This is a genomic window from Corallococcus sp. 4LFB, from assembly GCF_046520365.1.
In the GTDB taxonomy this organism is placed as follows: domain Bacteria; phylum Myxococcota; class Myxococcia; order Myxococcales; family Myxococcaceae; genus Corallococcus; species Corallococcus caeni.
The window spans coordinates 21,719-36,650 of record NZ_JBKGHJ010000022.1; the positions used below are offsets into that span (position 1 = coordinate 21,719).

10 protein-coding genes and 1 pseudogene are annotated in these 14,932 nt (G+C 70.2%); 3 read left to right on the forward strand and 8 right to left on the reverse strand.

Translation table 11 applies throughout. From position 1 onward, the window contains the following. Positions 1 to 40: 40 nt before the first annotated feature. From ACLEQD_RS04510 to ACLEQD_RS04530, 5 genes are all read right to left on the reverse strand, one after another. Positions 41 to 688: a DUF3332 domain-containing protein gene (locus ACLEQD_RS04510; RefSeq protein ID WP_410382043.1), complete on the reverse strand. Its 648-nt coding sequence runs from the start codon at positions 686 to 688 to the stop codon at positions 41 to 43. Between the two features lie 57 nt (positions 689 to 745). Then, a complete protein-coding gene (locus ACLEQD_RS04515; protein ID WP_171420778.1) occupies positions 746 to 2,110 on the reverse strand; it encodes a sigma 54-interacting transcriptional regulator in 1,365 nt (454 codons plus the stop codon). A 194-nt stretch (positions 2,111 to 2,304) separates the two neighbouring features. Then, on the reverse strand, positions 2,305 to 4,728 hold the full coding sequence (locus ACLEQD_RS04520) for a right-handed parallel beta-helix repeat-containing protein (protein ID WP_410382052.1): 2,424 nt from the start codon (positions 4,726 to 4,728) through the stop codon (positions 2,305 to 2,307). Then, positions 4,728 to 5,090 carry a hypothetical protein gene (locus ACLEQD_RS04525; protein WP_410382044.1) on the reverse strand — a complete coding sequence of 121 codons (363 nt, stop codon included), beginning with the start codon at positions 5,088 to 5,090 and terminating at the stop codon, positions 4,728 to 4,730. The genes ACLEQD_RS04520 and ACLEQD_RS04525 overlap by 1 nt, the downstream gene beginning before the upstream one ends. Before the next feature lie 380 nt (positions 5,091 to 5,470). Next, positions 5,471 to 7,177, reverse strand: coding sequence for a hypothetical protein (locus ACLEQD_RS04530; protein ID WP_410382045.1), 1,707 nt, complete (start codon positions 7,175 to 7,177; stop codon positions 5,471 to 5,473). Positions 7,178 to 7,394: 217 nt separating this feature from the next. On the opposite strand from ACLEQD_RS04530, the gene ACLEQD_RS04535 reads away from it, so the two are divergent. After that, positions 7,395 to 8,093, forward strand: a complete 699-nt coding sequence (locus ACLEQD_RS04535) for a class I SAM-dependent methyltransferase (RefSeq protein WP_410382046.1) — start codon at positions 7,395 to 7,397, stop codon at positions 8,091 to 8,093. Positions 8,094 to 8,106: 13 nt separating this feature from the next. Here ACLEQD_RS04535 and ACLEQD_RS04540 read toward each other — a convergent pair. Together ACLEQD_RS04540 and ACLEQD_RS04545 are read right to left on the reverse strand one after the other, a co-directional pair. After that, a pseudogene (locus ACLEQD_RS04540) lies at positions 8,107 to 8,819 on the reverse strand (response regulator transcription factor). Then, positions 8,816 to 10,348 carry a sensor histidine kinase gene (locus tag ACLEQD_RS04545; RefSeq protein ID WP_410382047.1) on the reverse strand — a complete coding sequence of 511 codons (1,533 nt, stop codon included), beginning with the start codon at positions 10,346 to 10,348 and terminating at the stop codon, positions 8,816 to 8,818. Before ACLEQD_RS04545 ends, ACLEQD_RS04540 begins: the two are co-directional and overlap by 4 nt. A 253-nt stretch (positions 10,349 to 10,601) precedes the next feature. Here ACLEQD_RS04545 and ACLEQD_RS04550 point away from each other — a divergent pair, with 253 nt between their 5' ends. Next, a complete protein-coding gene (locus ACLEQD_RS04550; protein WP_410382048.1) occupies positions 10,602 to 12,638 on the forward strand; it encodes a c-type cytochrome in 2,037 nt (678 codons plus the stop codon). Between the two features lie 132 nt (positions 12,639 to 12,770). Then, positions 12,771 to 13,880 (forward strand): hypothetical protein, encoded by a 1,110-nt coding sequence (locus ACLEQD_RS04555; RefSeq protein WP_410382049.1) that lies wholly within the window; start codon positions 12,771 to 12,773, stop codon positions 13,878 to 13,880. Between the two features lie 13 nt (positions 13,881 to 13,893). Here the strand turns inward: ACLEQD_RS04555 and ACLEQD_RS04560 are convergent, their stop codons facing one another. Beyond that, positions 13,894 to 14,589, reverse strand: coding sequence for a hypothetical protein (locus ACLEQD_RS04560; protein ID WP_410382050.1), 696 nt, complete (start codon positions 14,587 to 14,589; stop codon positions 13,894 to 13,896). Between the last annotated feature and the right edge of the window lie 343 nt (positions 14,590 to 14,932).

A 14,932-nucleotide genomic window follows, 5' to 3' on the forward strand; every position in this document is an offset into this window, starting at 1 on the left:
GGCTTCCGGTGGAAGGCGCCGGAAGCCCTGACGTCCTGTCTCACGGCGTGCAGGTGTCGAGCGTCGCCATACCCTGGGAGAGCTGTCCCTGGTGCGTGGCGAATTGCGCCAGCGCCGGCGCGCCGCCGTCCAGGAAGAGCTGGCGCGCGGTGTCCACCGCGTCCCTCGCGTGCACCGTCACGGTGGTGCCGCTGGCGTCCGTCACCTTCACCGCGCCGTCCTGCTGGCCCTGGGCGCGGATGAGCAGGGCGCCCGCCTCGTCGCGCGCGACCATGCCGTCCTCCAGCGGCTCGAAGTAGCGCACCAGCGGCTCCTGGCCCTCGCGCTGGAGCTCCAGGCGCATCACGCCGGACTCCACGTCGCGGGTCATCTTCAGCGTGTCGGTGGGGCTGAGCTTCACGATGCGCGTGTTGTCGTCCTCGCCCTCCACGCTGCTCACCGGGTTGCCGCCGGTCCAGAACTCGATGCTGTTGACGACGATGGCGTCCACCAGCGTGCCAATCTCATAGACGGGCACCACGACGAACACGAGGAACACCAGCCACTGGACGAACTTGTTGCCGGAGATGCCCTTGTTGAACTGCCAGATCTTCTGCGTGAGCTTGAACGAGCCGAAGCAGCCGGTGGCATTCATCATCAGGACACCCGCGCACAGCACGCCGAGCCAGCGGGACGGACGCATCTTCATGAAGCCCTCCTGGGGGATGGGGGACCGCGGAAGCGGCCGCCACCATGCCACGAAGGCTCAGTCCGGCTCGCTCTGAACCAGCCCGTACTTGTGCAGGAGCGAATAGAGGTGCTTGCGGTCCAGCTCCGCCTCGCGGGCGGCGCGGGCGATGTTGCCCCGGGCGCGGCCCAGCAGGCGCGTGAGGTACTCGCGCTCGAAGGCGCGGACGAGCTCGTCCTTGCACACCTTGAACGGCCCGGTGAACTCCACCGGCAGGAAGTCCCCGGCGGGGGTGGGTACGTCGCGGGTGAACTCGCGCAGCAGGTTGTCCCCGGTGAGGCCGGGGATGTCCACCATGTGCCGGGCGCGCTCCAGGGCGTTGCGCAATTCGCGCACGTTGCCCGGCCAGGTGTGCCCCAGGAACTGCTCCTGAATCTTCTCCGGCAGCCGGGGCCAGAGGCCCTCGCCCGCGAAGGCCTCCACGAGCAGCGGGATGTCCTCCTTGCGGTCGCGCAGGGGCGGCAGGCTGACGGTGAAGACAGACAGGCGGAAGTAGAGGTCCTCGCGGAAGCGGCCCGCCTGCGTCTCCGCCCACAGGTCCTTCTTGCTGGCCACGACGATGCGCGCGTCGAAGGAGATGGGCGTGGAGGAGCCCAGGCGGCGGAACTCGCGGTCCTCGATGGCGCGCAAGAGCTTGGGCTGCAGGTCCAGGGCGAGGTCGTCGATCTCGTCCAGGAAGAGGGTGCCGCCGTGGGCGCGCTCCAGGCAGCCGATGCGCTGGCCCACCGCGCCGGTGAAGGCGCCCTTCTCGTGGCCGAACAGCTCGGACTCGATGAGGGAGTCGGACACGCTGGCGCAGTCGAAGACGACGAGCGGCCCGGCCGCGCGAGGGCTCAACTTGTGGATGGCCTTGGCGCCCGCGCCCTTGCCGGAGCCGGTTTCGCCCACCAGCAGCACGGTGGAGTCCGTGGGGGCGATGCGCTGGAGCAGCGCGAAGATCTGCCGCATGGGCACGCTGCGGCCCACGAGGTCGCCCAGCCGGTCCTCGACCGTGGGCTCCACCTGCACGGGCGCCATCTGCGGGCTGAAGCGCAGGCGCACGTCGCCCACCTCCAGCAGGGCGCCGGGGCGCAGGTAGGCCTCACGCACCTGGGCGCCGTCCAGGAAGGTGCCGTTGGTGGAGCCCAGGTCCTGCACGAGGAAGCGGTCGCCCTGGCGGCGGACCACGAGGTGGTTGCGGCTGACCGTGGGGTGGTCGATGACGACGTCGTTGTCGGTGGACTTGCCGACGCGCAGGTCCTCGGTGGCCAGCGGGTACACGGTGCCCGCGCGTTCGGTGTCCAGCAGCACCAGGTGGAAGCGCTGGGCGGACAGCCGCTCTCCCTGCGCCCGCGCGGCGACGACGGTGTGCGTGGGGATGGGGGCGGGAGGCACGGAGGGCATGAGCGGGCGGGATTCTAGACGGCTTCGGGCCCGCGCGGGCTTTCTGTCAGCACCTCCGTGCCCGGCTGGTGGACAGCCGGGCACGGCGCGTCATTCCCATGACGGCGTCTTTGTTTTGAGTCCGGAGAAACAGCACGGCCGTTCTCCTCGGCAGGTGAGAAGAACGGCCGTGGTGACTCCGTGAAGTGACGGCGCTAGTTGCCCGGGTACTTCACGAGCCACGCATCGTCAGGGCCGCCCTGGCTGGGGGCGAAGATGTCCGTGAAGGTCGAGCCGCCGGAGACGACGTCCCCATAGGGGTCCACCGCCAGACCGAACGCGTAGGTGTACGTTCCGGCGCGCACTCCCACGTCCGATTGCCACACCCGTATCCCTTCGGGCGTGAACTTCCACAGCGCCATGTGGTGGGACGCGTTGCCCGAGGCGTAGACATGCCCATCCGGTGACGTCGCGACGGCCCAGATGATGGCACTCGAATAGCCGAATTCGTGCCAGTCCCGCGTCCATTGGAGCGCGCCGCTCGCGCCATCGAATTTGTAGAGGAAGGGATTGTCGAGCTCGGAGCCCGGCCGGTTTCTTCCTCCCACATACACCCCGCCCGCGGCGTCAACGGCGACGCCATTGGACAGGATCTCGAAGTAGGACGGATCCGGCATGTCCCGCCAGGTCTCCCAGACGAGCGTGCCGGCCGAGTTGTACCGGGCCAGGTAGAGCCTCTTGAAGTAACCAAGCGAGCCGGTCTTGCCGTGGCCGGTGACGAAGACGGAGTCGAGCGCGGCGTTGTAGGCGATGGACGTGAGCTCCTCCGTGAAAGGAGTGCCAGCTGTCCGGGTCCAGGCCACCGAGCCATCCGGGTTGAGTTTGGCGAGGTAGAAGTCGGTCTGCTGATCCGTGATGGAGCCCGCGACGTAGAGGTTCGTCCCATCGGTCGTGATGCTGTTGAGCTGCTCGCTCGTGGCTCCTCCGAACTGGGACTTCCATTGACGTGTCCCGTTCTTGTCGTACTTGACGACATAGGCGTCGTAGCCCCCCGCGTTGACACCGCCGAGGTTCCCGCCGGTGGAACCCGCGAGGAAGACGTTGTCGAGCGCATCGACGGCGACCCCATTGCCGGTGTCCGTGGAAGCCGTGCCCATCTGCCGCGTCCAGCCCTGTCCGCCCGTCACGGAGTAGCGGCCCACGAAGGCGTCGTCGTAGCCCTGATTGGTGAACCCGAAGCTGCCGTCGCTCGTGCCAGCGTAGAAGACATCCCCCACACTGTTCGTCGCGACCGCGTGGATCCGATCCGTGTACTGCGTCCCGCGCTGGACGCCCCACACGGGGTCCGGGAATTCACTGGTCGGGCAATCGCTCTCCACCGCGCCACGGTCCGGCAGGCTGGCGCTGCCGCAGCGCCGTGTGCTGTTGGTCGAATCGGCGAGCGCGGTGTCGATGCCCGCCGACCCCGGTTGCATCCGCAGGTCGCCCGAGAACCCATTGCGGAAGAGGGGATTGCCTTCGCTGCTGAGCGTGGGCGCACTGCCCGCATGGTCGAAGGGCGTCTGCGCCTGCCAGTTCGCGAGCGTGAGGCCCGCGGTGCCGTCCAGCCGGAAGCGGGCGCCCGTGGGGTGATAGAAGAGGTTGTTCTCGCTCGTGAGGACACCTGCAACCATCGAGGGCTGAAAGAACAGCGTTCCACCGACGCGGTTGGTCGGCGTGAAGGGAGGCTCGGTGTCCGCCGGGTCGTTGTAGGCGAACCCACCCACCTCGGAAACGATGTTGTTCCAGATGCGGATGTCGCGGGCGTCCTCCCAGGCCGGGTCGTTGGAAGAGGGGTGGACCTGGATGCCGCTGTGCGGAAGCTTGTGCAGCGTGTTGTGGTACACCTCCACATTCGCGGCACGGTAGATGGTGATGCCATCGCCGCAGTTGAACTTCTTCTGCGCCCGCGGCCAGGTGGTCACCAGGTTCTGGTTCATGTTGTGGATGCGATTGCGGCGGATGACGATGTCCGAGGCTCCCGGCTTGTCATACCGGCCCACTTCGATGCCGATGCCGCTGTCGAAGATGTTGGCATCCTCGATGCGAACCCGGGTCGCCTTGTAGTGCACGATGACGGCCGCGCCTCCACAGATGGGCGTGTTGTCGTGCCATTCCTCCGCCGCATAGAGGTTGTAGAAGCGGTTGGCGCCCGTGATGAGGACGTTCTGGCAGGACTTGATGTCCACGGCGTTCTCCATGTTGTCGTGGAAGTCATTCCCTTCGATGGTGATGTGGCGTGAGTCCAGGAGGGTGTTCTGGCTGCCGTCGGGGAGGAGGTCCTCCTGCTCCGAGCCCTGGCACTGCACGCTGTCGCCGGAGTTGTCGTAGCTGAAGTTCTTGGCGATGTGGACGTGGTGGGAGCCGTACTCCATCGTCACGCCGTTGCCGTCCGCGCGCACGATGATGTTCGGGTCCTGCGGATGGGGTGCGGTTCCCAGGTTGTGGGCGAGGTGGTTCCCGCTCACCGTGACGTGAGAGGCGCCACGCAGGGCAATGGCGCCGTCCTGGCAATGCTCGATGTTGGAGTTCAGGATCGCGACGTGGTCGGAGAACGCCAGATAGACGCCGGTCACATCCTTGTCCTGGCAGTCGATCATCACGTTGCTGAGGACCCAGTACTGCGTTTCGCCGAAGTCGAAGGGGTTCTTGGTCCGTACGGGATGATGCGCGCCTTGTTCTGGTAGTGGTCCAGGCCCACGATGCGCCGCGGCTTGTTGGGATTGCCGCTCTGGGTGATGTAGCCGTTCGTCCCCTCATACGGCGTGGGGCTGCCATGCACGTAGAGGGTGGTTCCCTCCGGGAGCTTCCCCACGGCGTATCGGATCGTCTTGCACGGCTGGGCTTCGGGGCCACAGTCCGCCGTGTCATTGCCCGTGTGCATGACGTGGTAGCCGTCGCTGAGGCTGCTGCCGCTGATGGAGATGAATGCCTTGTCGGGCAGCTCCACCTGGAAGTCCACCAGCGCGGCCTCGGAGGTCTTCAGGTGCTCTGGGGGAGGGGCGCTGGAGGTCTCGCTGTCAGGAGGGTCGTCGCAGGCCGAGGTCCAAAGGACGCTGCAAAGGGCCAGGATGGTGAGCGGCGCGAGTCGGGGGTGGATCCGTGGCATAGGTCGTGACCGCGCTCAGACACCTGGGAACGCTTCATGCGAGTCCATTGCCGAGCGCGACAGAGTTGATGACGGAGCCACGGGAATTTCCTGGCGATTGCAAGGGTGCTGGGGTCGGGTGGATTGTCGTATGTCTTTCAGTGGCAGCCTGTGAATGACGTCTGGTGAATAGAAAAGCGGCCACCCTGCCTTCGGGTGGCCGCTCGGTCATGACCAGGCGTGTCTGCTATTGCTCAGTCGCCCTCGTAGATGCCGATGGCGCCCGGGGTGATGGGGCCCTTGGCCGTTTCAATCGGCGTGAAGGCCACGAGCATGCGGCGGCGGGCTCCGGAGCGGTCCACCTGGATGTCCGGGATGCGCATCTCGGAGAGATGGCTCCCGAAGAGCGAGTAGCTGTACTTCGTGACGCCCGCGCCCACGCGGCTGATGCCGCCGCCCCAGGCGGCTCCTGCCCACGCGCTGTTGTCCAGGGGATCCACCGCGACGCTGGACACATGCGGAGCGATGAGGTCGTTCTTCAGGCTGCGCAGGACATTTCCTTCCGAGTCGAGCTGGAGGAGCCCGTTGCCGAAGGAGCTCACCCAGACGCGGTTGCTTCCGTCGGGGACGACCGCCATCGCGGAGACGAGGTCCTCCGTCCGCTCCTCGGGGCGGGCGTAGGGCCACGCCTTCTCACCCACCGCATCCGTCCACAGGTCACGGCGGTTCCACTTGTACTCCGGGTTCTCCGTCATCTCCTGGGCGCGCCAGAAGTTGTTGCCGTTGGAGCCGTAGTAGTACTTGGTGGAGCGGTTGGCGCCGCCGAACCAGACGTCGTGGTTGGGCAGGGGGGCGATGCCGTAGTAGGCGTCCGTCAGGAGCGCGCCCCGGACCTGGTACTTGCTGTAGTCGTTGCCGTACTGGGCCTGGTCGTTCTTGTAGTTGCTGTAGATGAACGCGCTGTAGGCCGGGTGGCTGTGCTCCTCCAGGCCCGAGCACGCCAGCTTCCCGTTGCACGTCGGGTCACCCGCGTAGTGCGCGTCCCCGCGCGCGAAGCCGTGGTTGCCGCCAAACCAGACGCTGCTCTTCTTGGGGTCGGAGTCCTTGTCGTAGGCGACCCGGTAGACGTGGCAGAGCTTCTCCCGCCGCTCGTAGCCCTTCACCACGCCAGGGCCAGAAGAGATGTCGTAGTGCACGACCTTGAGGGTGCCATCGGCACGCAGCTCCACGCGGTCCGCGTCACCGCTCTTGTAGACGCTGGCGTCCGCGGGCCGCTTGGCCTGGTAGGCGGTGTCCCATTCGCTTTCGCAGTCCGCGATCCCCTCGGGCGGCGGCTTGCCCGCGTAACCGACGAAGACCGCGCCATCCCAGGCGCCCGCGACCGAGATGACCTTGAGGTAGGGCGTGCCAGAGGGCGCGCTGCCATCCGGCATGTAGCCGTAGGGGCGCAGGCCGTCCTCCATCGTGAACTTCTTGAAGGTGGACTCCCCCTTCTTCAGGAGGAACAGGCCCTCTTCACCGCCCGCCACCCAGATGTTGCCGCCTTCATCCGCGGACACGCCGTAGACGAAGCGGGGACCGCCCTGTTCGCGGCCGTAGAAGGTCCAACCCGGCGCGGACGGCAGGGGGTACTTCGTCTCGCCTGGATCCGGGGTGCCGGCATCCGTCCCGGTGCCAGCGTCGGTGCCGGCATCCGTGCCAGTGCCCGCGTCCGTGCCAGTGCCGGCATCCGTGCCCGTGCCCGCGTCGGTGCCGGCATCCGTGCCGGTGCCCGCGTCCGTGCCGGTGCCCGCGTCCACCTCCCCCGTGCCGGCGTCCGGCAGCCGCGGGTCCTCCACGGGCGTCACCGGAATCACCGGCGTGTCCACGTTCCGCGTGTCGCCGTCGTCTCCGCCGCAGCCTGCCCACCCCAGCGCGCCCACCAGCAGGACCGCCCCCGTCCACCGCCACCCGTGCCTCATATGACGCCCACCTCACACTCGCTCAGCGGGAGGCCCCCTTGCCGGACCTCCTCGTTCAAGGCGTTCCTGGCAAGGAGGGTGCCAGCCCCGGAGGGCCGGGAACCGTTGGGCCGCCGTCGGTGGGCGTCCGTGGAGCGATACCGGGTGGGCAACCGTTTACCCATTGTGTGAACGCCGGGTTCCCGGAGCGCCCCCCAACCGTGCTAGGGCCTGGACAATGGCTGGGAACGACGCACGCGGCCGCACCCCGCTGTCCCTCGTGGGACAGGAGCCGGACCTCGTCTTCTACACACGGCAGGCCTCCGAACACGGCGGGCCCGTGCTCGTGCTGGGCGCCGCCAATGGCCGCGTGCCCTGGGCGCTGGCGGGCCATGGCTTCGCCACCGTGGGCGTGGACCCCTCCGAGGCGATGATCCGCTCCGCCGAGGAGCGCCGCGCCTCCGAGTCCCCGGACGTCTCCGGGCGCACGCGCCTCATGGCCGCCGACCCCCGCGCGCTGCGGCTGCCGGAGCAGTTCCCCCTGGTCCTGGCCCCGCAGCACGCGCTGGGGCTGATGGCCGGCCGCGACGATTTGGAGGCGTTCCTCGCCACCGTGCGCCACCACCTGGCCCCCGGCGGCACCTTCATCTACGACGTGCTCAACGCCCCGCGCGAACCCGTGCTGCCGCGCGACGACGACGAGCCCGGCGCCGCGGTGGAGCCCCGCCGCCCCCTCTTCGCCCTGCACCTGCGTGAGCGGCGCCCGGCCGGCGGCCAGAGCCCCATCCGCCGCCTCAGGCTGCGCCACTTCCTCCCCGAGGAGCTGGAGGCCGCCCTCACCGCCAGCGGCCTCACCCTGCGCGAGCGCTTCGGCCGCTTCGACGGCAAGCCCTTCGACCTGGAGGACCTGCGGCAGATTGGCGTGGCCGGGACGTGACGGCCGCGCGCCTTCAGCGCTCGAAGCGGTAGCCCAGCCCGCGCACCGTGAGGAAGTGCCGGGGCGCCTCCGGGTCCGCCTCGAACTTCAGCCGCAGCTGGCGCATGAAGTTGTCCACCGTGCGCGCGCTGCCCTCGTAGTGGTAGCCCCACGCGCCGGACAACAGCTCCTCGCGGGTGAAGGTGCGGCCCGGGTGCGCCAGGAAGTGCGCCAGCAGCTTGAACTCCTGCGCCGTCAGGTCCACCGGCTGCCGTCGCGCGCCACCGTGCGCTGGGACAGGTCCACCTTCACGTCCCCGAACGTCACCGGCGGCGGCGCGGTGCCCGTGGCCCCGAACCGGCGGCGCAGCACCGCCTTGATGCGCGCGAGCAGCTCCTGGAGCCCGAAGGGCTTCACCACGTAGTCGTCCGCGCCCAGGTTGAGGCCCAGGATTTTATCCGACTCCTGGCCCCGCGCGGACAGCACCACCACGGGCGTGTCGCGGCCGCGCTGGCGCAGCTCGCGAATCACTTCGTAGCCGTTGAGCTCCGGCAGCATCAGGTCCAGCACCAGCAGGTCCGGCGCCTCGTCCAGCGCCTTGGCCAGGCCGGTGCGGCCGTCCTGGGCCTGGAGCACCTCGTAGCCCTCGAAGCGCAGGTTCATGGACACGCCGGTGAGGATGGACAGGTCGTCCTCCACCACCAGGATGCGCCGGGGCTTCTCCTCTTCAGGGACGGACGTGCTCATGCGCGGCTCACCGGGAGCTGGAGGGTGAAGCAGCTGCCCCGGCCGGGCTCGCTCTTCAGCGTGATGCGGCCGCCGTGGGCCTCCACGATGCGCTTGCTGATGGCGAGCCCCAGGCCGCTGCCCTCCGTCTTGCGCGTGAGCAGGTTGTCCACCCGGTAGAAGCGCTCGAAGATGCGCTTGCGGTCCTTCCTGGCGATTCCCACCCCGTTGTCCTCCACCGACACGTTCACGTAGCCGCCGTCTCTCTGTGCCCGGAGGGCGATCCTGCGGTTGGTGGGCCCACTGTACTTGTAGGCATTCTGCAACAGGTTGAGCAGCGCGCCCGCCACCGCGACGCGGTCCACGTCCACCTTCGGCAGCCCGTCCTCCACCGCCACGGTGAACTGCATGTCGTCGCCCAGCCGCTGCGTGCGGAAGGCCGCCACCGCCGCGTCCACCACGTCCGTCACCGGCAGCGAATCGCGCTGGTACACCTTGCGGCCGCTCTCGATGCGCGCCCAGTCCAGCACCCGCTCGATGAGGTCCGACAGCCGCTCCGTCTCCTTCGTGAGCAGGTCCAGCACCTCCTGCGTCTGCGCGGGGTCCTTCAGCCGGCCCAGGGCCAGCGTCTCGATGAACATGCGGATGGAGGTGAGCGGCGTGCGCAGCTCATGGCTCACCAGCGACACGAAGTCCGTCTTCATGCGCGACAGGCGCGCCTCGCGGTAGAGCACGCGGCCGGTGTACGCCACGCCGAAGGTGAGCGTCAGGTAGAACAGGCCCAGGAGCACGCCGTACACGACGCGGTTGCGCGTGGAGGCGCTCGCCACCGGGTCCTCGCCGGTGGGCAGCACCACCAGGCGGAAGTCCTGCAGCGGCGCGGACAGGACCCGCTCCGCGAGCACCGGGGGCCCCAGCGCGTTCTGCCGCGCCTGGGCCACCTCCGACATCAGCCGGTTGACGAGCCCGCCCTCGCCGGCGGTGTCGCGCGGCACTGGCAGGAGCGTGAAGCGCACGGGCTCCGACGTGGTCCGTCCCTGCGCCTTCTCCGACAGCAGCCCGTCCAGCGCGATGCCCGACAGCCGCACGCCGCGCACGGAGGCGCCCCGGCGCTCGGCGGCCACCATCACCGCGCGGCCTCCCGTGGCGAGCGAGAACACGGTGGTCGCCGTCGGCAGCGAGGCGGCCTCCGGCACCAGCGCCGTCAGGGCCTCCGCCAGCTGCGGATCCTTCGTGCGCACCAGCCCGTTCTCCACGTGGAAGGTGCCCTCCGGGTCGGACAGCTCCTGGTCGTCCGGCAGGAGGAACGCCAGCCGCTCGTTGCCCACCGGCTCCAGCCGTCCGCGGCTGAGCGCGCGGGGCACCTCCGCGGACAGGTCCGCCAGCGTCCCCCGCCACGCGGCCTCCAGGCGCTTCTCCACCGCCGCGCGCTCGTTGATGATGGCCACGACGCCGAAGCCCGACAGGCCGGCCGAGGGCAGCACGACCAGCAGGATGAGCAGCGCGAACGTGCGCCGGAAGCTGAGGATGACGGGCGCGGGACGTGACACGGCACCCCGTGTCTACACGCGACGCCGTCCGGGTGCTCGCGGCATTTGGGGGGAGGGGGAGCGTTCCCGACACTGTCGGGAGGCATACGGCCGGTGCGGAGGGCATCGACTTCGGGTGGGCGGGTGGGCGAGCATGCGGCCCTCGGGAAGGCGTGTGAGCTGGGCCGGCACGCTCCCGACAGGCCGTGGGGCCGCGCGCGGATGGGGCTGGACGCACGCGCCAGGCTTTCGCGGGAGGGGATGGCATTTTCCGATGCGACGGCAGGGATGGGCCGCGCTGTGCGCGGTGACGACGCTGGTGCTTTCGGGCTGCAGGGAGCGCGAGGTGGCGGGCACCTGGAGCAACGCCTCCGGCTCCGTGGCGCTCAGCCGGGATGACTCGCTGCTCTACGTGGTGGACGCGGACAACGGCCTGCTCGCCGTGGTGGACACCGCCCGCCGGGAGAAGGTGTCCGAGGTGCGGGTGGGCTCGCGTCCGGAGCGCGTGACGGTGGGCCCGGACGACACCGTGTACGTGACGAACCGGGGCGGCAGGAGCGTGTCCGTCATCCGCAAGGGTGACGCGGTGGAGGCCGCGCGCATCCCGGTGGGCGTGGAGCCCACGGGGCTCGCGGTGTCACCGGACGGCAGCACGCTGTACGTGGTGAACAGCGCCACGCGCCAGTCCGCCGCGCGGGGCAGCCTCACCGCCATCGACACGGGCACGCTCACGGTGCGCTGGGAGCTGCCGCTGGGCGAGGAGCCGCGCGGCATCGCGCTGCTGGAGGACGGCCGCAAGGCGGCGGTGTCGCTGTTCCGGCAGGGCGACGTGGTGACGGTGGACCTGTCGGACGCGAACCAGCCCCGGGTGATGCGCGACGGCACGGACCTGAACACGAAGGCCAACCGGCCGTCGGCCTCCGTGTCCAGCCCCCTGGCGGACGAGGTCATCGACCCCCCGCAGCTTCCCGATTCCCGGCAGGGCCCGCGCACCTTCCGGGCGCGCGGCATGGTGGACCTGCTGAGCGCGCCGGATGGACGGCGCCTCTTCGCGCCGGTGCTGTGGTCGCGCGAGGATCCGCTGGGCGGGCCCGTGGACGGCCGCGACCCGAATCAGGGCGACTCCATGTACGGCGGCGGGACGCCCTGCGGCGCGGCGGCGGGCGGCGGCGTGGTGGCGGCGGGCCTGGTGACCTTCGACACGGAGGATGAGGCGCCCCGGCCGGTGGTGGACGACCTGGACGAGTGCAAGCCGCCGCCGGAGGAGAAGCCGGACTACCCCACGTCGCTCATCGCGAGCCCGTCGTTCAAGGCGCCCCTCCAGGGGCCGGCGGCGGCGGTGGTGGACCCCACGGGCGCGTGGCTGTTCCTGGTGAACCAGGACTCGAACAACGTGGCCATCCTGCCCTCGTGGCGGCGAACCGGTTCGGACCTGCCGAACGAGTCGAGCCCGGTGCGGCAGCTGGTGGACGTGGGCGCGGGGCCCAACGGCATCGCGCTCACGCGGGACGGGCGCAAGGCGTACGTCTACAACGCGTTCGACCACACGGTCAGCACGCTGGTGGGCGGGGCAGGGGACATCCGCGAAGAGGGCACGCGCCTGCCCATCGCGGGCGACACGCTGTCGCCGCTGGCGGCGGAGGGCCGGCGGCTGTTCTTCAGCGCGGTGGATCCGCGGATGACCAGCCCGTCCGTGGCGGTGTCCTGCGCGTCGTGCCACCTGGAGGGCCGCGAGGACGGCCACGTGTGGGGCTTCCCGGACGGGCCGCGCCAGACGCCCAGCCTTGCGGGCCGCATGACGACGGCCACGGCGCCCTTCCACTGGAGCGGCGAGTTCTCCGCGCTGGGGGACTTCATGAGCGCCACGGTGCAGGACCGCATGGGCGGCCAGGAGCTGGACGCGGACACGGTGGCGAAGCTGGGCGCGTTCATCGACGCCATCCCCGCGACGGACAACCCGTCCCGGGGCGAGCCGCTGACGGCGGCGCAGGCGCGCGGAGCCTCCCTCTTCAAGCAGGCGAAGTGCGACACCTGCCACACGGGCACGGCGCTCACGAACAACACCAACGCGGACGTGGGCACGTTCGTGCTGTCGGGCGTGCTGCAGGACGCGGCGGCGGTCGTCCGGGCGGGGCTCAACACGCCGTCGCTGCTGGGCGTGGGCCGCACCGCGCCGTACCTGCACGACGGCAGCGCGCCCACGCTCCGGGCCCGCCTGCTGAACGGCCGCGAGACGAACCAGCACGGCATGACGGCGGGCCTGTCCGACGCGGACGTGGACGACCTGGTGGCCTACCTGGAGACGCTGTAGCGCGAAGCGAACCGCACGGGCGCGGTCATCCCCGCTGGGAGATGGCCGCGCCTGGGGGACGCGAGACGGCGGTGTTCAAGAGGCAGGAGGCTTGCCTGCGCGAACCCTCCGTGCGCATGGTGCCCGCCGCTCATGCGCTCCCCCTCACAGGCCGCGGGTCCGTCCCAGCCCGGGATGACGGATGCGCCCTGGGGGCTGGTGCTGCTGGTCCTGGTCCACCACTTCGGGCTCTGGGCCTGGACGTCCTGGCACCGGGGCATCCCCGCGCTCCTGGTGTTGGATCGCTGGGACTCCCACCACTACAGCACGCTGGTCCTGGATGGGTACTCGTGGCCGCTCTGGGCCTTCCTGCCGCTGTACCCAGGTCTGGTCTGGCTGGTGAGGCTGGGGCTTGGCGGCACCCTGCCTCCCCAGGTCGTGGGCACGCTCCTGTCCACGGCGTGCCTGCTGGGGTTCATCGCGTGGAACACCCACCAGGCGCGGCAGGCGCCACCGGGCCCTGGGATGACGGCGCGGACGCCGTGGGGATGGTTCGCGTTCCTGTACGGTCCCGCCAGCTTCGCGCTGCACTCGCACCACACGGAGGGGCTCTTCCTGCTCCTGTCGTTCGGGGCCCTGGCGTGCGCCTCGCGGGGGCGGCTCCTGCCCTCCGCCGTCCTGGTCTCGCTGTGCATCTTCACCCGCAATCAAGGCTGCTTCGTGGCCATCTCCGCGGCGCTCCTGGCGGCCCTGCGCGAGCCGTCATGGCGCGAGCGCATCATGCGATTCGGCGTCATGGGGGGCGTGGCGCTGCTGGCGTTCGCGGGGTTGCTGGTCTTCGAGTGGAACCGGTCCGCGGATCCGTTCATGTTCCTGAAGGCGCAGCGGGAGTGGAACCACGTGGACTCCCTCTGGGGAGCCATCCGGGGATTGTGGTTCGGCAATGCCTGGCACCGGGGCTTCAACGGCTGGCTGGTGCTGCGGAACGTCTATGGCGCGGTGTGGCTGGTGTTCGCGGGGGTGTTGTGGCGCCGCGACCGGGCCCTGGGCCTCTATGCGCTGCTGTCGCTGCTGGTGATGCTGCCTCAAGGCGACCTGGGAAATGCCTTCCGCTTCGGCGCGGTGCTCTTCCCGGTGATGTTCGTCGCGGGCGATTGGCTGGCCACGCGCCCGGGGGCGCTGCGCTGGACCGTGGCGCTGGGGATGGTCTGGCTCAACCACAAGGTCACTCACGCCTATGCCATCGCGAAGTGGCCCTACTGAGCAGGGCTGCTGGCTACCTCGGCGGGGGCTTGGGGGTCGGGGATGCTGGCGCGGAGAGCCGGTCCGCCGTCCCCGCGCGCGGCGTGGTGAGGCTGTCCAGCGGCTCCAGCGGCGCATCCAGGAGGAGGCTGTCCCCCGCGTCGGCCGGAAGCTCCGTGCCCGCGTCCGCCGTCGAATCCAGCACGCCGTGGTGCGACGTCACCGCGAGGCGGGCCACGTCCAGCGCACGGTCGGGGTCGTCCCCCAGCCAGGTCACGACGACGACGCACGGCGTGTCGTCATCCCACGTCACCACCTGCGTCATGCCCTGCACGGGATTGCGGCGCGCGGCGGCGCGGCCCAGCGCCGGAATCTCCTCGCCGCCCGCGTTCAGCGTGGGCGCGAGCAGCGCGCGCACCTCCGCGTTCGCGTAGTGCGGCTGGCAGTCATACGCAACCGACACGGCCACGTCCGGCAGCGCCGCCGACCGCAGCGAGCACAGCGGACCGCACGTGGGACACGCGCGGTCCTCCTTCATCGTGAAGCCGTTCAGCGTGAGGTCGCGCAGCTCCGCCGGCAGCAGCTCCTCGCACGAGGGCACGGTCAGCGTGGACGGCCGTCCCGGCAGCCCCATGCGCGTCCCCGCATCGAACGTGCCCGTGCCCGCCCCGGGCCTGCTGCACGCGCCCAGTGCGAGCGCCATCAGCAGTGCACCCCGTCCGACCCTCATCCCGTCTGCTCTCCTCACCGACGCCATGCGCGCGAGCGCGGATGGTAGACCGGGCCCGGCCCCCGTCATCAGCATTGTGGCGCGGCTGCCGCTTTCCGGACGCGACCGGATGGCGGGAGGGAGGTCGGGCAGGCCGGCCTCGTTCAGGGCCAGGGCGTGGGCTAGGCTGCCTGCCTTCTCTCCCCATGCGCCTCCCCGGTCTCCTCACCCTGTCGGTCCTGGCCCTGACGCCGGCCGTTCCGCGCGGCCCAGACGGCCGTCCCTCCTCCCCGGAGCGCGACCCCCGACGAGTCCTGGAGCGAACCCGGCAAGCCCGCCCCCGAAGCCCCACCCGCGGAACCCG